Genomic DNA, 18,663 nt, shown 5'->3' on the forward strand with positions numbered 1-18,663 from the left:
AGCCGCTCCCACCCCTGCCGACACCCACCAATGTGCCGGACCCGTGTTAAGCGGGTGCTGCGCGCACGTGTCGCGCTCGTACCGATTGCACGAACCCGCTCCGTCCTGCTTCCCGCCTACTTCCCGCCGCTCTTCGCGAGGAAGGACAACAGGTCCTGACGGCTCACCACGCCCTTGGGCTTGCCCTCCACCAGGACGATCGCGGCGTCCGCGGAGCCGAGCACGGACATCAGGTCCTCCACCGGCTCACCCGAGCCGACCTGCGGCAGCGGGGACGACATGTGCTTCTCCAGCGGGTCGCCGAGCGAGGCGCGCTGCGTGAACAGGGCGTCGAGCAGCTCCCGCTCGACGACGGAGCCGATGACCTCGGCCGCCATCACGTCCGGGTGTCCGGCTCCCGGCTTCACGATGGGCATCTGCGAGACGCCGTACTCGCGCAGCACCTCGATGGCGTCGCCGACGGTCTCCTCCGGGTGCATGTGGACGAGCGACGGCAGCGCGCCGCCCTCCTTGTCCTGGAGCACGTCGCCCACGCGCGCGCTCGTGCCCGTGTCGGCGAGGAAGCCGTAGTCGGCCATCCACTCGTCGTTGAAGATCTTGCTGAGGTAGCCGCGGCCGCTGTCCGGGAGGAGGACCACCACCACGTCGTCCGGGCCGAGGCGCTCGGCCACGCGGAGGGCCGCCACGACCGCCATGCCGCAGGAGCCGCCCACGAGGAGGCCCTCCTCCTTGGCGAGGCGGCGGGTCATCTGGAAGGAGTCCTTGTCGGAGACCGCGACGATCTCGTCCGCGACCGTGCGGTCGTACGCCGTCGGCCAGAAGTCCTCGCCCACGCCCTCCACGAGGTACGGGCGCCCGGAGCCGCCGGAGTACACCGAGCCCTCCGGGTCGGCGCCGACGACCTGTACGCGGCCCTCGCTCACGTCCTTCAGATAGCGGCCGGTCCCGGAGATCGTGCCGCCCGTGCCGACGCCCGCCACGAAGTGCGTGATCTCGCCCTCCGTCTGCTCCCACAGCTCGGGGCCGGTGGAGTGATAGTGCGAGAGGGGGTTGTTGGGGTTGGAGTACTGGTCCGGCTTCCAGGCGCCGGGCGTCTCCCGCACCAGCCGGTCGGAGACGTTGTAGTACGAGTCCGGGTGCTCCGGGTCCACGGCCGTCGGGCAGACGACGACCTCCGCGCCGTACGCCCGCAGCACATTGATCTTGTCCGTGGAGACCTTGTCGGGGCACACGAAGATGCACTTGTACCCCTTCTGCTGCGCCACGATGGCCAGGCCGACACCCGTGTTGCCGCTGGTCGGCTCCACGATCGTGCCGCCGGGCTCGAGGGCGCCGCTCTCCTCCGCCGCCTCGATCATGCGCAGGGCGATGCGGTCCTTCACCGAACCGCCGGGGTTGAAGTACTCGACCTTGGCCAGGACGGTTGCCTGAATGCCTTCGGTCACGCTGTTGAGCCTGACGAGCGGGGTGTTGCCGACGAGGCTGATCATCGAGTCGTGGAATTGCACCGTTGTCTCCGGGCTGCGATGGATCTGAGGGATCCGCGATGTGATGTGCGGTCAGCGTAAGCCGAGTGCCGCCCCTTCATCGCCTGTTGCGATTGGCCGACCGTGCTTACGGGGCAATGACTGGATGTACGGCTGAAAAGGACTACGCAGAGGCAGGTGGCTGCGACGCATGTCGAGGGCGAGGGTGGCACGGCGGATCGCCGCGGGCGCGGCGTACGGCGGCGGCGGTATCGGTCTGGTCGGTGCCGCCGCGGTCGGTCTGGTGATCGCGGAGGTCCAGCTGGCGAAGCGGCAGGTGGGCAACCACGGCAGAGGGGTGCAGGTCCCGTCCGCGAACGGTCTGTACGGGAGGGTGTTCGCCGAGCGTCCGGCCACCGAGGTGGCGGAGACGGAGCCGCTGCGGTTCGCGATGCTGGGTGACTCGACGGCGGCGGGGCAGGGCGTGCACCGGGCCCGGCAGACCCCGGGCGCGCTGCTCGCCTCGGGTCTCTCGGCGGTGGCCGAGCGTCCCGTGGAGCTGCGCAACGTGGCGCTGCCGGGCGCCAGGTCGGACGACCTGGACCGTCAGGTCGCGGTGATCCTCTCGGATCCGGACTGGGTGCCGGACGTGTGCGTCGTGATGATCGGCGCGAACGACGTGACGCACCGGATGCCGGCGACCCGGTCGGTGCGTCATCTGTCGGCGGCGGTGCGCAGGCTGCGTACGGCGGGTGCGGAGGTGGTGGTGGGGACGTGCCCGGATCTGGGCACGATCGAGCTGGTGAACCAGCCCCTGCGCTATCTGGCCCGGCGGGCCTCGCGGCAGCTGGCGGCGGCGCAGACGATCGGCACGGTGGAGCAGGGCGGGCGCACGGTGTCGCTGGGCGATCTGCTCGGCCCGGAGTTCCTGGCCAATCCGCGGGAGCTGTTCGGTCCCGACAACTACCACCCGTCGGCCGAGGGCTATGCGACGGCGGCGATGGCGGTGCTGCCGACGCTGTGCGCGTCGCTGGGCCTGTGGCCGGAGGAGGAGCGTCCGGACGTGTCGCGGCGTGAGGGCTTCCTGCCGGTGGCCAGGGCGGCGGCCCAGGCGGCGGAAGAGGGCGGCACAGAGGTGACGGCGGCGATGCCGACGGGTCCGAGGGGGCCCTGGGCTCTGCTGAAGCGTCGCAGGCGCCGGCGGGTGGCGACGCAGGACCCGACGCCGCTGAACATCTAGCGGGTACGAACGCCGAGCGGATACCGCGGCGATCGGGGAGCGGGGTCCGGGACGGAGCCCTGTGTCCTGGACCACGCCCCCGAGCCGGAATCCCGCTACCCCGAAATCTCCCTGAGCAAGCGCTTAGAAAAATGCGGTGGGAGTCACACACGCACACCGGTGACCCAGCCAGTACGTACAGGTAACTTCCCAGCTGGTAGGCGAATAGCTCGTACGCGTAGACCTCTTGGAGCCGTGATGCCCGAAGCCGTGATCGTCTCGACCGCCCGCTCTCCCATCGGCCGCGCCTTCAAGGGGTCCCTGAAGGACCTGCGCCCGGACGACCTGACCGCCACGATCGTCCAGGCCGCGCTGGCCAAGGTCCCTGAGCTCGACCCGCGGGACATCGACGACCTGATGCTCGGCTGCGGTCTGCCCGGCGGCGAGCAGGGCAACAACCTGGGCCGCATCGTGGCCGTGCAGATGGGCATGGACCACCTGCCCGGATGTACGGTCACCCGCTACTGCTCGTCGTCGCTGCAGACCAGCCGCATGGCGCTGCACGCCATCAAGGCCGGCGAGGGTGACGTCTTCATCTCGGCCGGTGTCGAGATGGTGTCGCGCTTCGTGAAGGGCAACTCGGACTCGCTGCCGGACACGCACAACCCGCTGTTCGCCGACGCGGAGGCCCGTACGGCCGCCGTCGCCGAGTCCGAGGGCGCCTCCTGGCACGACCCGCGCGAGGACGGCCTCGTCCCGGACGCGTACATCGCGATGGGCCAGACCGCCGAGAACCTGGCGCGGACGAAGGGCGTCACGCGCGAGGACATGGACGCGTTCGGCGTGCGTTCGCAGAACCTGGCCGAGCAGGCCATCAAGAACGGCTTCTGGGAGCGGGAGATCACCCCGGTCACCACCCCCGACGGCACGGTCGTCTCGCAGGACGACGGCCCGCGCGCGGGTGTCACCCTGGAGGGCGTCTCGGGCCTGAAGCCGGTCTTCCGCCCCGACGGTCTGGTCACGGCCGCGAACTGCTGCCCGCTCAACGACGGCGCCGCGGCCCTCGTGATCATGTCCGACACGAAGGCCCGCGAGCTCGGTCTGACGCCGCTCGCCCGCATCGTCTCCACCGGCGTCTCGGGCCTGTCCCCCGAGATCATGGGCCTCGGCCCGGTCGAGGCGTCGAAGCAGGCGCTGAAGCGCGCCGGGCTCGGCATCGGCGACATCGACCTGGTCGAGATCAACGAGGCGTTCGCCGCGCAGGTCATCCCCTCCGCGCGTGACCTCGGCATCGACGAGGACAAGCTGAACATCAACGGTGGCGCGATCGCCGTGGGTCACCCCTTCGGCATGACGGGCGCCCGCATCACCGGCACCCTGATCAACAGCCTCCAGTTCCACGACAAGCAGTTCGGTCTGGAGACCATGTGTGTCGGCGGTGGCCAGGGCATGGCGATGGTCATCGAGCGCCTCAGCTGACCCAGGAGTCGGGTTGCGCCTCTGCTGAATCGTGATCCAATCTCCCCCAGGATGTGACGTATCTCCTGGGGGAGAGGGTTTTTGCAGGTCAACAGGGCCCCCAGCGCATACCACCCCTAAACACCCGGCCAAATACCTGTCCATTTCGTGACGTAATGCACTGACAGCGGGATGGTCCAGGCTTCAAGCTGATGTAGGAAGTCGGGGGTCGACTTGAAACCGGGAGTACGTCAGTGAGCGCCATGCCTCTTGCTTTGCTCATCGCCACGGCCGCCGCCACGGCCGTGGGCGCCGCTGCCCTGCACACCGTCCACGGACTGCGCAGGCAGATCACCGAACTGCGGGACGAGCTCGCCCATGACCGCGCCGTCGGCGCCGGTCGAGGCGTGCCCGCCGCGCGCACCACGCCCGACGCGGAGGAGATACGCGCGGCCGTCGCCGACGCACTCGCGGAGGAGCGGGAGCGCGAGCTCGCCGAGGCGCGTGCCTTCTGGGCCGCGCAGGAGGCGCGGGACGCCTCCGACGCGCCGTCCATGCTCGGTGGCGCGCTGGGTCTCGGTGACGATCTGTTCATGCCGCGCCAGGCCGATTTCGCGGGCCTGGAGCCGGGTCTCGCGGCGGGCCTGGAGCCCGTGGTGGAGCCGGCCGACGCGGGCGCCGACGAGTTCGCCGGGGAGTCCGCGGAGCTCGCGGCCGCCCGTCGCCGTCACCCCTCGCACCCCGACTTCGTGCCGGTGCAGTCGCCCGTCTCGGGCGGGAGCAGCGACCACGAGCGGACGGTCACGTGTCTGGAGGAGCTGGCCGACGCCCGCACCGCCCTGGCCGATGTGCGCCCGGGCCCGCTGGGCACGCTCGACGTGTACGTCTTCGTGGACGGCACCACGCTCTGCATGACCCCCGGCCACCGCGAGACCGCGGAGCAGCTGGCCGCGGCCCTGCGCGAGGGCGAGTCCCCCGTGCTGCTGGGCGGCTCGGGCGTCTCGGGCGCGTACGCGCTGACGTTCGCCTGCGGCCGCGAGAACGTCTACATCCTGGCCGACCGGGTCATAGCCTCCGTCTGAGCGCCCCGCTCGGCCTCTGTCCCCACACATCGAAGAACGCGCCGGGTCGGCTCACACCCCGGCGCGTTTTTGTGCCTCCTCGACGAGCGTGAGCGCCTCGCCCAGCTGGGCGGGGTTCTGAAGGACGACGGACAGGTCGTGTGCGGCGACGGTGATCTGGTCGGCCCCGGCGAACATCCCGGCGTCCGGCATCTCCCGTACGGGCCCGTCGGGGTCCTCCAGGCGCTGCGCCCATGCGGACAGTTCCCTGGCGAGGGCGAGCGCCTCGGCGGCGGCCCCCCGCTGGAGCCTGCTCTGCGGCGCGGCGCGCAGCCGGTCGGCGAATCGGTCCACTGCGTCCGTCAACGACGTCGTATCGAGCATGCCGCGACCCTATGCGCCTTCCCTCGACTGTTGCCAACGACCGAACGCTCAGGCACGGTGGCCTGAAGGACCGGCTACATCGCAATGCGTCCGGAGGCGCCGATGTCCCAAGTGTTCTCGCAGGAGACCCACCAGAATCTGTTGGCTCGCATCCCCCACTGCACCGGTCGTGAGATCTCCGACTGGCTGCGCACCGTCGAGGAAGGCCCCTGCTTCCTCCGCTTCGAAGACAAGGTCAGCTGGCTGCGCGGGGAGCACGACCTCGCTTACGGCCATGCCAAGGCGATCATCCACGAGTACGACCTGCGGCGGGCCGCCCGTCGCCTGGGCTGAGCGTTCCACCCCCGACCCATCCGTCCCCACGACAGCCGCACCCCTGAAACCCGTAAAACCCGTAACCCATGAACCCCATGAAAAAGGGCCCGCACACCGATGGTGCGCGGGCCCTTCTCCGTCTGGCCGGGTGATCAGTCGTTGCCCTGCAGGATCGCGATGAGGCGCAGGAACTCGAGGTAGATCCACACGAGCGTCATCGTGAGGCCGAAGGCGGCGAGCCAGGCCTCCTCGCGCGGGGCGCCGTACGCGATGCCGTCCTCGACCTGCTTGAAGTCGAGGGCCAGGAAGCACGCGCCGAGCAGCACGCCGATGATGCCGAAGACGATGCCGAGGCCACCGCTGCGGAAGCCGAGGCCGTCACCGCCGCCGAAGACGGCGAACAGCAGGTTCACCGCCATGAGCAGGATGAAGCCCATGGCCGCGGCCATCACGAAGCCGTAGAAGCGGCGGTTGACGCGGATCCAGCCGGCCTTGTACGCGACGAGGACGGCCACGAAGACCGCCATCGTGCCGAGCACGGCCTGCATGGCCGCACCGCTCGCGATGTAGTTGTCGACGATGCTCGACAGGACGCCGAGGAAGACGCCCTCGAGCGCCGCGTACGCCAGGATGAGCGGCGGCGACGCCTTGCGCTTGAACGACTGGACGAAGCCCAGGACCATCGCGACGAGGCCCGCGCCGATCGCGATGCCGTACGACTTGTTGATGTTCGCCGTGTCGACCGGCAGCAGCGCCCAGGCGAGCGCGGCCGTCAGGACGAGGACGCCGAGGGTGGTGGCGGTGCGCATGACGACGTCGTCCATCGTCATGCGGCCGGTGGTGGCGGGGGCCTGCGGCGGAGCGCCGTACTGCAGGTCCTGCTGGGCGTAGGGGTTCTGCGCGTACGGGTTGTTGCCGGCGTAGGGGTTGCCCTGTGTGCCGACTGCGGGTCCCCCGGCCTGCGGCTGCGCGTTGAAGCCCGCGTAGCCGTTGTCGCGGCTGAACCCCCGTCGCGAGAAGACCGGGTTACTGCTCCTCATCTCACTCCTCCATAGCCACCCTGCGCGGCCTTGGCTCAAGGGTAATAGGCAGGCAAAGACCCCAGCCTAGTGCTCAGGGAGGATCTTTCCCATCCTGTTACCCGCAACGTCCGGGGCATGCCCGGTGTTCCGCCGAACGAGGGGCACGAGGGAGATGGCGACGGCGCCGAGGACCGCGGCCGCGGCGAAGGTGGTGAAGCCGAGACCCGCGTTGCCTCCGGCGACGACCGCGCCGCCCAGCCAGGGGCCGACGACGGCTCCGGTGCGGCCCACACCGGTGATCCAGCCGAGGCCGGTGGCGCGCTGGCCGGGCGTGTACACGGACGGGGCGGCCGCGTAGACCATGACCTGGGCGGAGAACAGCCAGACGCCGGTGACGAAGACCAGGGCGTACGCGACGCCGAGCGGCAGGTGGGCGCGGAGCAGGAAGGCGCCGCAGGCGGTCAGGACGAACCAGAGGGCGGACACCCTGACCGCGCCGAACCGGTCTGCGGCGCGGCCCGCGACGAGCATGCCGACGATGCCGCCCGCGTTGATCACCATGAGGAAGGTGACGGACGAGGAGAGCGAGTAGCCGGAGGCGCGCATCAGCTCGGGCAGCCAGGTGGAGACGCCGTAGACGAGGAGCAGGCCGGCGAAGGAGGCGACCCACAGGAGTGGGGTCGCGGCGCGGGTGCCGGGTGAGAAGAGCGAGGCTACGGCGGCGAAGCGGCCCTTGGCGCCGGCGGCGGGGGCCTCGGCGCGGGTCGGCTCGGGCAGCCCGTAGCGGGCGGCGACGGCGCTCGCGTCGGCGGTGCGGCCCTTGGCGAAGAGGACGGCCGGGGATTCGGGCAGCCACTTCAGGACGAGGGGGACGGCGACGACGGCCGGGATGACACCGGTCCAGAAGACGACGCGCCAGCCGTGGTCGGGGCCGAGCGCGAGGCCGAGACCCGTCGCGGCCATGCCGCCCGCGTGGTACGAGGTCATCATCAGGCCGGTGGCGAGGGCGGCCCTGCGGGGCGGGGCGAACTCGGCGACGATCGCGAGGCCGATCGGCATCAGGCCGCCGAGGCCGAGCCCGGCGAGGAAGCGGCCCCCGCCGAAGACGGCGGCGCTCGGGGCGAGCGCGCACACGGCGGAGCCGACGGAGAAGAGCACGACGGAGCCCGTGACCATGGGCTTGCGGCCGAGCCAGTCGGTGAGTGTGCCGCAGCCGAGTGCGCCGATCAGCATGCCGAACGTGGTCCAGGAGCCGATCGTGCCGGCGGTGGAGGGGGTGAAGCCGAAGCCCTTGTCGTCGAGGAGGTGCGGCATGACGGCGCCGTAGATGTTGACGTCCATGCCGTCGAAGAAGACGACGAGCCAGCACAGGGCGATGACGGGGGCGACGGCCCTGAAGGTGCGGGGCGGGGAGGGTATGGCGGTGCCGTGGGAGGTGTCGGGGGACATCAGCACTCACTTCGTCGTGGGTACGCGGGGACGGGTGGGCGGCGGTTCCTGGACGGGGCTCAGTCGAGGGGGAAGCCCGTGTAGCCCTCGGCGAGGTCGGTCTCGGCGGCGCGCGAGGCCGTGATCCGGTCGAGGCGCGCGCGCTGGATGCGGTCGTCGAAGGGGGTCGCGTCGGGGATGCGGTGCAGCATCGTCGTCATCGCGTACGAGAACCGCTCGGCCTGCCAGACCCGGCGCAGGCAGGTCTCCGAATAGGCGTCGAGGCGCTGTGTGGAGCCGGTCCTGTGGCAGTGGGTCAGGGCGCGGGCGAAGGTGACGACGTCGCCGACGGCGAGGTTGAGGCCCTTGGCGCCGGTCGGCGGGACGATGTGGGCGGCGTCCCCGGCGAGGAAGAGCCGTCCGTGGCGCATCGGCTCGTGGACGTAACTCCTCATCGGGGTCACGGACTTGGAGGTGATGGGGCCGCGCTCCAGCTTCCAGCCGTCGGCGGTCTCCAGGCGGTGGTCGAGCTCGTCCCAGATCTCCTCGTCGCTCCAGTCGTCGGCGTTCGTGCCCTCGGGGACCTGGAGGTAGGCGCGGGTCACGGACGGGGAGCGCATGGACAGGAGGGCGAAGCCGCGGTCGTGGCGGGCGTAGACCAACTCGTCGTGGGACGGGGCGACATCGGCGAGGATGCCGAGCCAGCCGAAGGGGTACGTGCGCTCGAAGACCTGGGAGACGTCGGCGGGTACGGCCTTGCGGCCCACGCCCCACGAGCCGTCGCAGGCGACGACGTAGTCGCAGTCGAGGACGTCCTCGCGGCCCTCGTGGCGGAAGCGGACGCTCGGGCTCTCGGTCTCGGCACCCTCGACGGCCAGCGCCTCCGCCTCGAAGAGCAGCGGGCCTCCCTCGGCGAGCTGCAGGGCGATGAGGTCCTTGCACACCTCGGTCTGGGCATAGACCATGACCGACCTGCCGCCGGTCAGGGCGGGGAAGTCGACGCGGTGGCGGCGCCTGTCGAAGCGCAGCTCGATGCCGTCGTGCGGGATGCCCTCGCGGTCCATGCGCTCCGCCGCGCCCGCCTCGCGCAGTACGTCGACGGTGCCCTGCTCCAGGATCCCGGCGCGCTGGCGCTGTTCGACGTACGCGCGGTCGCGGCTCTCCAGGACGACGGAGTCGATTCCGGCGTTGTGCAGAAGCCGGGCGAGGAGCAGTCCGGCGGGGCCCGCTCCGATGATGCCGACGGTGGTGCGCATGGGTACCTTCTTTTTCGTTCAGCCTTGTTCGCATGGTGAACTTTCGTTCATAATGTGCTCAGCGGAGTCTCCGCCCGGCTCGAACCGCTGTCAACGGTCTCGGGCCGAGAAAACGATCCGAAAACGGTCCCGGGACTCATGGGGGCACGAAAAAACGCCGCGGCGATCGGATGCGATCGACACGCGGCGACAAGAAGCGGCTCGGAGAACGACTCGGTCGGGAGCGGGGAGGAAAAGCGGGAGGTGCCCGGAACCGGACTTGAACCGGTACGCCCGCGAAGGGGCAGCGAGGTTTAAGCTCGCCGTGTCTGCATTCCACCATCCGGGCAGGCCGTGGGCTCCGCAACGAGGTTCTGAGCCTATCGGGACAGATCCCCCGAACAGCGGAACACCCGCTCGATGTTGTCTTATTTTATTGACGCCTGAGGGTGCATCAGACCACGGTAGCCGCCATCAGCACATGCCGCAGGCCCTTCCACACCCCTCGGCGCCCTCGACCCCGTCACCGTGGATTGACGGGATTTCACCTCCCGCGGTGATCTTCGCTCTCAGGGTCGCGGGTCATCCCCAGGTATGACCCGGACGGCTCCGGTCCCCCCGAAGTCGCCCCCAGGAACCGGAACAGCGGCTGACTTCACGGCCCGAGACGGCCACGACGATGGAGAGGTCCCTCCAACGGGACCCCGTCCCCACCCGTCGTCCGACAGGAGCCCCCTTCCGTGACCACCACCCCCATCGCCGGCAAGGCCACCGCAGTGGCCGCGCGCGCCACGGATCTGTCCAAGGTCTACGGACAGGGCGAGACCCAGGTGGTCGCGCTCGACCGGGTCTCCGTCGACTTCCGGCAGGCCGAGTTCACCGCGATCATGGGCCCGTCCGGGTCCGGCAAGTCGACCCTGATGCACTGCGTCGCCGGCCTCGACACCTTCTCGTCGGGCTCCGTGCGCATCGGCGACACCGAGCTCGGGTCCCTCAAGGACAAGCAGCTCACCAAGCTCCGCCGGGACAAGATCGGCTTCATCTTCCAGGCGTTCAACCTGCTGCCCACCCTGACGGCCCTGGAGAACATCACGCTCCCCATGGACATCGCGGGCCGCAAGGCGGACAAGCAGTGGCTGGAGAACGTGATCGCGATGGTGGGCCTGTCCGACCGGCTCGGCCACCGGCCCTCGGAGCTCTCCGGCGGCCAGCAGCAGCGCGTGGCCGTCGCCCGCGCCCTCGCCTCCCGGCCCGAGATCATCTTCGGTGACGAGCCGACCGGAAACCTGGACTCGCGCTCCGGCGCCGAGGTCCTCGGCTTCCTGCGCAACTCCGTGCGCGAGCTGGGCCAGACCGTCGTCATGGTCACCCACGACCCGGTCGCCGCCGCCTACGCGGACCGCGTGATCTTCCTCGCCGACGGCCGCGTCGTCGACGAGGTGTACGCCCCCACCGCCGACTCGGTCCTGGACCGCATGAAGCAGTTCGACGCCAAGGGCCGCACCAGCTGACGCCTGCCCGCACAGCCGCCGCCCCGCCGCCCCGTCGCCGTACTCCTGGACTGAGAAACCCCATGTTCCGTACCGCCTTGCGCAATGTGTTCGCGCACAAGACCAGGCTGCTGATGACCGTGCTCGCCGTCATGCTCGGCGTCGCCTTCGTCTCCGGCACCCTGGTCTTCACCAACACCATCTCCGACGCCTTCCAGAAGAGCTCCGCCAAGGGCTTCGACCAGGTCGACGTCGCCGTCACGCCCAAGACCGCCGAGTCGAAGGGCGACCGGGTCGCCAAGGACCCGAAGCTCACGCAGGCCACCCTCGACCGGGCGACGAAGACGCCCGGCGCCGCCTCCGCCATCGGCGTCGTCAGCGGCTTCGCGGCCGTCGCCGACAAGAACGGCAAGCTCGTCGGCAACGGCTTCTCCACCCAGGGCGCCAACTACTGGGGCGACCACGACCCGCGCTACCCGCTCAAGAGCGGCAGGGCGCCCAGCGGCAAGGGCGAGGTCGCGCTCGACTCGCAGACCGCGAAGCGCGCGGGCTACAAGGTCGGCGACACCGTACGGATGTCCATCGACGGACCCGTCCTGACGCCCACCGTCACCGGCATCTTCACCACCGAGGACGGCAACGTCGCGGCCGGCGGCAGCCTCGCCCTGTTCGACACGGCGACCGCGCAGCAGCTCCTGCACAAGCAGGGCTCGTACGACGAGATCGACGTCAAGGCCGCGGCCGGCACCGGCCAAGCCGCCCTGCGGAGCGCGCTCGACAAGGCCCTGCCGAAGGGGCAGGCCGAGACCACGACCGGCAAGCAGCTCGCCGACGACCAGGCCCAGCAGATCTCGTCCAGCATGAGCTCGATGAAGTCGAGCCTGCTGGTGTTCGCCGGTATCGCGCTCTTCGTCGGCGTCTTCATCATCGCCAACACGTTCACGATGCTCGTCGCCCAGCGCACCAAGGAGCTCGCGCTCATGCGGGCCGTCGGAGCCTCGCGCAGGCAGGTCACGCGCTCCGTCCTCGCGGAGGCGTTCGTGGTCGGCGCGGTCGCGGCCGTCACGGGTCTGGCGGCGGGCATCGGCATCGGCGCCGGGATGCGCTCCCTGATGGGCGCGACCGACGCGCAGATCCCCGACGGGCCGCTCGTGGTCTCGCCCGGCACGGTCGTCACGTCCCTCGTCGTCGGCGTCGTCATCACGATGCTGGCCGCGTGGCTGCCCGGCCGCCGCGCCGCCAAGATCCCGCCGGTCGCGGCGATGAGCAGCGTGCACGCCACGGCGACCACCCGCTCCCTCGTCGTACGGAACACGATCGGCGCGCTGTTCGCGGCGGCCGGCATCGCCGCCTCCCTGTACGCGACGACGATGAGCGACGGCACCTCGGCGCAGGCCCCCCTGGGTCTCGGCGCGGGCCTCCTCGTGATCGGCGTCTTCATCCTCACCCCGCTGCTGTCCCGCCCGCTGATCGCGGCCGCGGGACCGGTCCTGCGCGTCTTCGGGATCTCCGGCAAGCTGGCCCGCCAGAACGCCGTCCGCAACCCCCGCCGCACCGCCGCGACCGCCTCCGCCCTGATGATCGGCCTCACGCTGATCACCGGCATGACGGTCATCGCGGGCAGCGCCCAGCAGGCCATCGACAAGATGGCGTCGTCCGCCCTCAAGGCCGACTACGTCGTCTCCATGGCGAACATGAACTCCCTGTCCCCCGAGGTCGCCGGCAAGCTCGCCGAGGTCGACGGCGTCACCGCCACCAGCGGCCTGAGCAACTCGCCCTCGCGCATCGACGGACAGACCGAGTTCCTGACCGGCGTCAACGGCGCGACCATCGCCTCGCTGACCGATCTCAAGGTCGACAGCGGCACCTTCCGGATCGGCGGCCGTGACGTCGTCGTGGACGACAAGACCGCGAAGGACCACGGCTGGCGCACCGGCTCGACGTTCACCACGAACTTCGAGGACGGCAAGAAGCAGCAGCTCACCGTCGCCGGGGTCTACGAGGGCAACGACATGATGCGCGGCATCATGCTGGACTCCGCCGTCCTGACCCCGCACGTCACGGACCCGTCCGACATGCAGGTCATGGTGAAGACCGACGGCGGCACGTCCGCCGCCGCCAAGGACCGCATCGAGAAGGCGCTCGGCGACAACCCGGCGATCCTCGTCCAGGACAAGCAGGACATCTCCAACGCGATCTCGAAGATGTTCACGCTCATGCTGAACATGCTCTACGGCCTGCTCGCCATGGCGGTCGTCGTCGCCGTCCTCGGCGTCATCAACACCTTGGCCATGTCGGTGTTCGAGCGCTCGCAGGAGATCGGCATGCTGCGCGCGATCGGCCTCGACCGCAAGGGCATCAAGCGCATGGTGCGCCTGGAGTCCCTGGTGATCTCGCTGTTCGGCGGTGTGCTCGGCGTCGGCCTCGGCGTGTTCTTCGGCTGGGCGGCCGGCAAGCTGATGGCGACGTCCCTGACGACGTACGAGCTGGTCCTGCCCTGGGGCCGGATCGGGATCTTCCTCGCGCTGGCCGCCCTCGTGGGCATCCTGGCGGCCCTGTGGCCGGCCCGCCGCGCGGCCCGGCTGAACATGCTCGCGGCCATCAAGTCGGAGTAGCGAAACGGCGGATGGGGCGCCCCGGCCGAGTGCCGGTGCGCCCCATCCGCGTGTCCGGGCCCTCAGTTCCAGGTACGCGCCCTCAGGGGCATGCCCGGCTCGCCCGACAGGGGTGTCTTCACGGCGAGGATCTGGTTCACGCCGATCTTGTTGCGCTCGAAGCTCAGCGCGGACGCGGCCATGTAGAGGCGCCAGATGCGGGCCCGGCCGGGGCTGGTCAGTTTCACGGCCGCGGGCCAGCCCGCCTCCAGGTTGGCCACCCAGCGGCGCAGGGTGAGCGCGTAGTGCTCCCGGATCGCCTCCAGGTCCCTGACCTCGAACCCGGCCCGCTCCAGGAGCCCGGTGGTCGTGCCGACCGGCGCGAGCTCCCCGTCCGGGAAGACGTACGCGTCGATGAACTCGTCGACCTCGTACGTCGACTCGTCCTTCTGGGGGCGCCGGGCGATCTGGTGGTTGAGGAGCCTGCCGCCCGGCTTGAGGAGCCCGTAGAGCGACTCGGCGTACTCCAGGTACCGCTCGGAGCCGACGTGTTCGGCCATGCCGATGGACGAGATCGCGTCGAAGGGGCCGTCGCGCACGTCGCGGTAGTCCTGGACCCGGATCTCCACCCGGTCGGTGAGCCCTTCCTCGGCGACCCGCTTACGGGCGTACGCGGCCTGCTCCTGCGAGAGCGTCACGCCGACGACGCCGACGCCGTACTCGCGGGCGGCGTGGATGGCCATGGAGCCCCAGCCGCAGCCGACGTCGAGCAGGCGCTGACCGGGTGCCAGGCCGAGCTTGCGGGAGACGAGTTCGAGCTTGTCGCGCTGAGCGTCCTCGAGGGTGCCGTCCGGCGAGTCCCAGTACGCGCACGAGTAGACCATCGAGGGGCCGAGGACCAGCTCGTAGAAGTCGTTGCCGACGTCGTAGTGGTGGCTGATGGCCCGTCGGTCGCTGTGTTTGGTGTGCAGATGCAGGCGGCCGCGTCTGCGCATCTCCTCACCGGGCGGGGCGGGCGGCAGGAAGGGCCCGGCGAGCTTGACCAGCTCGGCGACGGCGGCCCTGACCCTGGGCTCCTTCAGTGCCTCGACGAGGCTCCTGCCGTCCTCCTCGGGGCGCTCCCAGATGAGCCCGGCCATCCGGCCGAGGGCGTCGTACAGATCGCCCTCCACGTCCAGGTCACCGGCCACCCAGGCGCGGGCCAGGCCGAGTTCTCCCGGCTTCCACAACAGGCGGCGCAGCGCGCGGCGGTTGCGTACGACGAGAGTGGGTCCGGCGGGCGGCCCGGCCTCCGAACCGTCCCAGGCGCGAAGCCTTACGGGAAGCGGTACTCCGAGTAGCTGTTCGGCGAGGTTCTTCAGCCGCTGTGCGGCGTCCTGCATGGCGCACACCTCCGTAATGGGAGACGATCCCGGAATCGTCCAACACCACGTAAACACCAACGGAGCGCTCTCGCAGTCCCGTTACTGCGTTACGGAACGGCAAAATACATGTAGCCGCCACGTATATCGGCGGGCCGGAGCACCGGCCGGGCGGATCCGGGAACGCCGAAGGGGCGCTCGCACCACGGATGGCGAGCGCCCCTTCAGGGGTGTTACTGGACCGGGGTCAGGAGGCCTTGGCCTTCTCCTCGACCTTCGGAGACTCGGCGGCGGCCGGGGCCGGCGCCGGCTTGGCGGCCTCGTAGAACTCCTCGCGCGGAGTCTCCAGGGCGCCGAGCGCGGTGATGTCGCGCTTCTGGAACATGTTGATCGTCCACTCGGCGATCACACGGATCTTGCGGTTCCAGGTCGGCATGGCGAGCCCGTGGTAGCCACGGTGCATGTACCAGGCGAGACGGCCCTTGAGCTTGATCTTCATCTTGCCCATGACGATCATCGCGACGCCCTTGTGCAGGCCGAGACCCGCCACAGCACCCTTGTTGGCGTGCTTGTACTCCTTCTGCGGGAAGCCCCGCATGCCGGAGACCACGTTGTCGCCGAGGACCTTGGCCTGGCGCATGGCGTGCTGGGCGTTCGGCGGGCACCAGGCGTTCGGGTTGCCCGCGGCGCGGCCGACGAGGTCCGGAACCTGGGCGTTGTCGCCCGCGGCCCAGATGTAGTCGCTGCCCTGCACCTGGAGGGTGGTCTGGGTGTCCACGTGGCCGCGGGGGCCGAGCGGGAGACCGAAGCGCGCGAGGGCCGGGTTCGGCTTGACGCCGGCGGTCCACACGACGGTGTTGGAGTCGACCTCGAGGCCGTTGCTGAGCACGACGTGACCGTCGACGCAGGACGGCATCGTGGTGCCGAGGTAGACCTCGATACCGCGGGACTCCAGGTGCTTCCTGCCGTACGTGCCGAGCTCGGGGCCGACCTCGGGCAGAACCTTGTCGGCGGCGTCGACGAGCACGAAGCGCATGTCCTCGCGCTTCACGTTCTTGTAGAACTTGGCCGCGTCGCGCGCCAGGTCCTCGACCTCACCGATCGTCTCGGCGCCCGCGAAGCCACCGCCGACGAACACGAAGGTGAGCGCCTTGCGGCGGATCTCCTCGTCGTTCGTGGACTCGGCCTTGTCGAGCTGCTCGAGCACGTGGTTGCGCAGGCCGATGGCCTCCTCGACGCCCTTCATACCGATGCCGACCTCGGCGAGGCCCGGCGTCGGGAAGGTGCGGGAGACCGCGCCGAGCGCGATCACCAGGTAGTCGAAGGGAACCTCGTACGCCTCGCCGACGAGCGGGGCGACCGTGGCGACCTTGCGGTCCTGGTCGATGGTGGTGACCCGGCCGGTGAGAATCTCGGCTCCGGGCACAGCGCGTCGCAGCGGGACGACGACGTTGCGCGGCGAGATGCTGCCGGCGGCGGTTTCGGGGAGGAAGGGCTGGTAAGTCATGTACGAGCGCGGATCCACGACCGTGACGGTCGCTTCCGCATAACGCATCTTCTTGAGAATGCGTCGTGCTGCGTACAGGCCTACGTACCCACCGCCTACTACGAGGATCCTGGGACGCTCCGTGGTGCTCATGCCATCGAGTATCCACCCGTCCGGAGGGGGTCGCTCGTGCGCCCCTTCACAAGCACGGGTGGGGCCTCTGCTACACTCCGCCGCCCAAGTGACCGAGGTCATGGCCCCGGCGGGGAACCACGGTAGAGGGCCGGTCGTTCCGCACCCCTCTTGAGCTGCCGCTCCGGGCATTCGGCGGGGGTGGACCACTCATCCGGTTCATCGGTACGTAACAAGCCTGGAACGCCCCGCGCGGCAGCCGCCAGAGTCCGAAGACCCCCTCCCGCGGGCCATCTGGCCCGGAACCTCGCCCCATGAGGCCGAATTCCTTGTGAAGAACTTCACGAACTTTCCCGACGGAGTGTCGCCGGAGCGTGTCGCCCCCCTCCTGGACCGCGCTCAGACGACGTCCTGAGCGCTCAGGGGAGTCGGCCGCCGGCGGTACCGGCAGGTCAGAAGGGGGGTGGGGAAGGGACCGGGAAGGGGCCGGGAAAAGGCCTGGATCGGGTGGGCCAGGAAAGGGCTAGGCGATCGACCAGGCGATGCCGTCGAGGATGTCGTGCTCGCTCACCACGACCTCCTTGGCGCCGATCCACTCCATGATCAGGCGCAGCACCAGCGCGCCGGAGGCGATGACGTCGACGCGGCCCGGGTGGATGACCGGGTTCAGGGAGCGCTGGTCGTGCGTGGACGTCAGCAGCCAGTCCGTGAGCTCGGCGACACGCTCGTAGGAGATACGGGAGTGGTGGATGGCCACCGAGTCGTACTCGGTCAGGCCGAGCGCGAGCGCGGCGACCGTCGTCACGGAACCGGCGAGACCGACGAGCGTGCGGGCCGCGGTCAGCGGGACGGTCTGCGTCACGAGGTCGAGCGCCTCGACGATGTCCTGGCGGACGGCCTCGATCTGCGCGGGCGTCGGCGGGTCGGTGACCTGGCCGTCCTCCCCCACGAGGTGGCGCTCCGTCATCCGGACGCAGCCGATGTCGACGGAGCGCGCGGCCACGACCGTGTCCTCGCCGACGACGAACTCCGTCGAGCCGCCGCCGATGTCCACGACCAGGTAGGGCCTGTCGAGGTCGGCCCGGCCCGTCAGCTCCTTCGTCGCGCCGGTGAAGGAGAACTCGGCCTCCTGGTCACCGGTGATGACCTCGGGCTCGACACCCAGGATGTCGATGACCCCGCGCACGAAGTCGTCCCGGTTCTCGGCGTCGCGGGACGCGGACGTGGCCACGAACCGGATCTTCTCGGCGCCGTGCGCCTTGATGACCTCGGCGTACTCGCGGCAGGCGGCGAAGGTGCGCTCCAGCGCCTCGGGCGCGAGGCGTCCCGTGCGGTCCACGCCCTGCCCGAGCCGCACGATCGTCATGCGGCGGTCCAGTTCGACGAGTTCACCCGTGGCGGGGTCGGCGTCGGCGACGAGCAGCCGGATCGAGTTCGTGCCGCAGTCGACGGCGGCGACCCTGGTCACTCGCTCTCCTCGGGCGCGGCCGACACGCAGGGGCCCTTCGCCCACCACTCGGGCAGCATCGCGATGGCCTCGTCGCCGAGCGGGTTCACACCCGGGCCCGCGGCCAGGGAGTGGCCGACCAGGACGTGCAGGCACTTCACCCGGTCCGGCATGCCGCCCGCGCTCGGGAAGCCCTCGAGGACCTCGATGGCGTCGCGGCGCGCGATGTAGTCCTCGTGCGCCTTGCGGTACGCGTCCGCGAGCTCGGGGTCCGTCTGAAGGCGCTCCGTCATCTCCTTCATGACGCCGTTCGCCTCCAGCGTGCCGATCGCGGACGCGGCACGCGGGCACGTGAGGTAGTACGTCGTCGGGAAGGGCGTGCCGTCCTCGAGGCGCGGGGCCGTCTCGACCACGTCCGGGTTGCCGCACGGGCAGCGGTGCGCGATGGCCCGCAGGCCGCGCGGCGGGCGGCCGAGCTGCTCCTTGAACGCCTGGATGTCGGCGTCCGTGGGCGTGGTCGGCTCGGTCTGGGGCGGGGGCGTGTCCATGCCTGGGGGCTTTCCTT

At 70.3% G+C, this 18,663-nt stretch carries 15 protein-coding genes and 1 tRNA gene; 6 read left to right on the forward strand and 10 right to left on the reverse strand.

Annotated features, from left to right (window positions below; all coding sequences use genetic code 11):
* Positions 1–116: 116 nt before the first annotated feature.
* Entirely contained in the window at positions 117–1,508 is a 1,392-nt protein-coding gene (locus tag LGI35_RS19875; RefSeq protein ID WP_227295151.1) for a cystathionine beta-synthase, read from the reverse strand.
* A 169-nt stretch (positions 1,509–1,677) separates the two neighbouring features.
* Between LGI35_RS19875 and LGI35_RS19880 the strand changes: the two genes are divergently transcribed.
* The 3 genes from LGI35_RS19880 (at position 1,678) to LGI35_RS19890 (ending at position 5,225) form a co-directional block, all read left to right on the forward strand.
* Positions 1,678–2,706 (forward strand): SGNH/GDSL hydrolase family protein, encoded by a 1,029-nt coding sequence (locus tag LGI35_RS19880; protein WP_227295152.1) that lies wholly within the window; start codon positions 1,678–1,680, stop codon positions 2,704–2,706.
* Positions 2,707–2,943: 237 nt separating this feature from the next.
* On the forward strand, positions 2,944–4,164 hold the full coding sequence (locus tag LGI35_RS19885; protein ID WP_227295153.1) for an acetyl-CoA C-acetyltransferase: 1,221 nt from the start codon (positions 2,944–2,946) through the stop codon (positions 4,162–4,164).
* 242 nt (positions 4,165–4,406) lie between these two features.
* The gene (locus tag LGI35_RS19890; protein ID WP_227295154.1) at positions 4,407–5,225 is read left to right on the forward strand and encodes a hypothetical protein; all 819 of its coding nucleotides are present in this window, start codon (positions 4,407–4,409) and stop codon (positions 5,223–5,225) included.
* 51 nt (positions 5,226–5,276) lie between these two features.
* Here LGI35_RS19890 and LGI35_RS19895 read toward each other — a convergent pair whose 3' ends face one another.
* A complete protein-coding gene (locus LGI35_RS19895; protein WP_227295155.1) occupies positions 5,277–5,588 on the reverse strand; it encodes a hypothetical protein in 312 nt (103 codons plus the stop codon).
* Between the two features lie 102 nt (positions 5,589–5,690).
* On the opposite strand from LGI35_RS19895, the gene LGI35_RS19900 reads away from it, so the two are divergent.
* Positions 5,691–5,921 carry a DUF4287 domain-containing protein gene (locus tag LGI35_RS19900; protein WP_199842040.1) on the forward strand — a complete coding sequence of 77 codons (231 nt, stop codon included), beginning with the start codon at positions 5,691–5,693 and terminating at the stop codon, positions 5,919–5,921.
* A gap of 134 nt (positions 5,922–6,055) precedes the next feature.
* Here LGI35_RS19900 and LGI35_RS19905 read toward each other — a convergent pair whose 3' ends face one another.
* The 4 genes from LGI35_RS19905 to LGI35_RS19920 all read right to left on the reverse strand — a co-directional run bounded on the left by LGI35_RS19905 (position 6,056) and on the right by LGI35_RS19920 (position 9,937).
* Complete coding sequence (locus LGI35_RS19905; protein WP_227295156.1) at positions 6,056–6,943, reverse strand: Bax inhibitor-1/YccA family protein; 888 nt, start codon at positions 6,941–6,943, stop codon at positions 6,056–6,058.
* Between the two features lie 66 nt (positions 6,944–7,009).
* Complete coding sequence (locus tag LGI35_RS19910; protein WP_227295157.1) at positions 7,010–8,374, reverse strand: MFS transporter; 1,365 nt, start codon at positions 8,372–8,374, stop codon at positions 7,010–7,012.
* Between the two features lie 59 nt (positions 8,375–8,433).
* Positions 8,434–9,609, reverse strand: a complete 1,176-nt coding sequence (locus LGI35_RS19915) for a 4-hydroxybenzoate 3-monooxygenase (protein WP_227295158.1) — start codon at positions 9,607–9,609, stop codon at positions 8,434–8,436.
* A 244-nt stretch (positions 9,610–9,853) separates the two neighbouring features.
* Positions 9,854–9,937 (reverse strand) — tRNA-Leu (locus tag LGI35_RS19920).
* A gap of 391 nt (positions 9,938–10,328) precedes the next feature.
* On the opposite strand from LGI35_RS19920, the gene LGI35_RS19925 reads away from it, so the two are divergent.
* Together LGI35_RS19925 and LGI35_RS19930 are read left to right on the forward strand one after the other, a co-directional pair.
* Positions 10,329–11,099 (forward strand): ABC transporter ATP-binding protein, encoded by a 771-nt coding sequence (locus LGI35_RS19925; RefSeq protein WP_116512584.1) that lies wholly within the window; start codon positions 10,329–10,331, stop codon positions 11,097–11,099.
* Positions 11,100–11,161: 62 nt separating this feature from the next.
* Entirely contained in the window at positions 11,162–13,693 is a 2,532-nt protein-coding gene (locus LGI35_RS19930) for an ABC transporter permease (RefSeq protein WP_227295159.1), read from the forward strand.
* A 62-nt stretch (positions 13,694–13,755) separates the two neighbouring features.
* On the opposite strand, the gene LGI35_RS19935 is transcribed toward LGI35_RS19930, so the two are convergent.
* The 4 genes from LGI35_RS19935 to LGI35_RS19950 form a co-directional block, all read right to left on the reverse strand.
* The gene (locus LGI35_RS19935; RefSeq protein WP_227295160.1) at positions 13,756–15,054 is read right to left on the reverse strand and encodes an SAM-dependent methyltransferase; all 1,299 of its coding nucleotides are present in this window, start codon (positions 15,052–15,054) and stop codon (positions 13,756–13,758) included.
* A gap of 226 nt (positions 15,055–15,280) precedes the next feature.
* Positions 15,281–16,672 carry an NAD(P)/FAD-dependent oxidoreductase gene (locus tag LGI35_RS19940; RefSeq protein ID WP_227295161.1) on the reverse strand — a complete coding sequence of 464 codons (1,392 nt, stop codon included), beginning with the start codon at positions 16,670–16,672 and terminating at the stop codon, positions 15,281–15,283.
* A gap of 502 nt (positions 16,673–17,174) precedes the next feature.
* Positions 17,175–18,119 (reverse strand): Ppx/GppA phosphatase family protein, encoded by a 945-nt coding sequence (locus LGI35_RS19945; RefSeq protein ID WP_227295162.1) that lies wholly within the window; start codon positions 18,117–18,119, stop codon positions 17,175–17,177.
* Positions 18,116–18,646 (reverse strand): DUF501 domain-containing protein, encoded by a 531-nt coding sequence (locus tag LGI35_RS19950; RefSeq protein WP_116512579.1) that lies wholly within the window; start codon positions 18,644–18,646, stop codon positions 18,116–18,118. The genes LGI35_RS19945 and LGI35_RS19950 overlap by 4 nt, the downstream gene beginning before the upstream one ends.
* Positions 18,647–18,663 lie beyond the last annotated feature (17 nt).

Source organism: Streptomyces longhuiensis (genome assembly GCF_020616555.1).
Taxonomy (GTDB): Bacteria; Actinomycetota; Actinomycetes; order Streptomycetales; family Streptomycetaceae; genus Streptomyces; species Streptomyces longhuiensis.

Bases quoted from the DNA above. Each gene is read 5' to 3' on its own strand.
- LGI35_RS19880 (WP_227295152.1), top strand. From the start codon at position 1,678: ATGTCGAGGGCGAGGGTGGCACGGCGGATCGCCGCGGGCGCGGCGTAC.
- LGI35_RS19885 (WP_227295153.1), top strand. From the start codon at position 2,944: ATGCCCGAAGCCGTGATCGTCTCGACCGCCCGCTCTCCCATCGGCCGC.
- LGI35_RS19890 (WP_227295154.1), top strand. From the start codon at position 4,407: ATGCCTCTTGCTTTGCTCATCGCCACGGCCGCCGCCACGGCCGTGGGC.
- LGI35_RS19895 (WP_227295155.1), bottom strand. From the start codon at position 5,588: ATGCTCGATACGACGTCGTTGACGGACGCAGTGGACCGATTCGCCGAC.
- LGI35_RS19900 (WP_199842040.1), top strand. From the start codon at position 5,691: ATGTCCCAAGTGTTCTCGCAGGAGACCCACCAGAATCTGTTGGCTCGC.
- LGI35_RS19905 (WP_227295156.1), bottom strand. From the start codon at position 6,943: ATGAGGAGCAGTAACCCGGTCTTCTCGCGACGGGGGTTCAGCCGCGAC.
- LGI35_RS19910 (WP_227295157.1), bottom strand. From the start codon at position 8,374: ATGTCCCCCGACACCTCCCACGGCACCGCCATACCCTCCCCGCCCCGC.
- LGI35_RS19915 (WP_227295158.1), bottom strand. From the start codon at position 9,609: ATGCGCACCACCGTCGGCATCATCGGAGCGGGCCCCGCCGGACTGCTC.
- LGI35_RS19930 (WP_227295159.1), top strand. From the start codon at position 11,162: ATGTTCCGTACCGCCTTGCGCAATGTGTTCGCGCACAAGACCAGGCTG.
- LGI35_RS19935 (WP_227295160.1), bottom strand. From the start codon at position 15,054: ATGCAGGACGCCGCACAGCGGCTGAAGAACCTCGCCGAACAGCTACTC.
- LGI35_RS19940 (WP_227295161.1), bottom strand. From the start codon at position 16,672: ATGAGCACCACGGAGCGTCCCAGGATCCTCGTAGTAGGCGGTGGGTAC.
- LGI35_RS19950 (WP_116512579.1), bottom strand. From the start codon at position 18,646: ATGGACACGCCCCCGCCCCAGACCGAGCCGACCACGCCCACGGACGCC.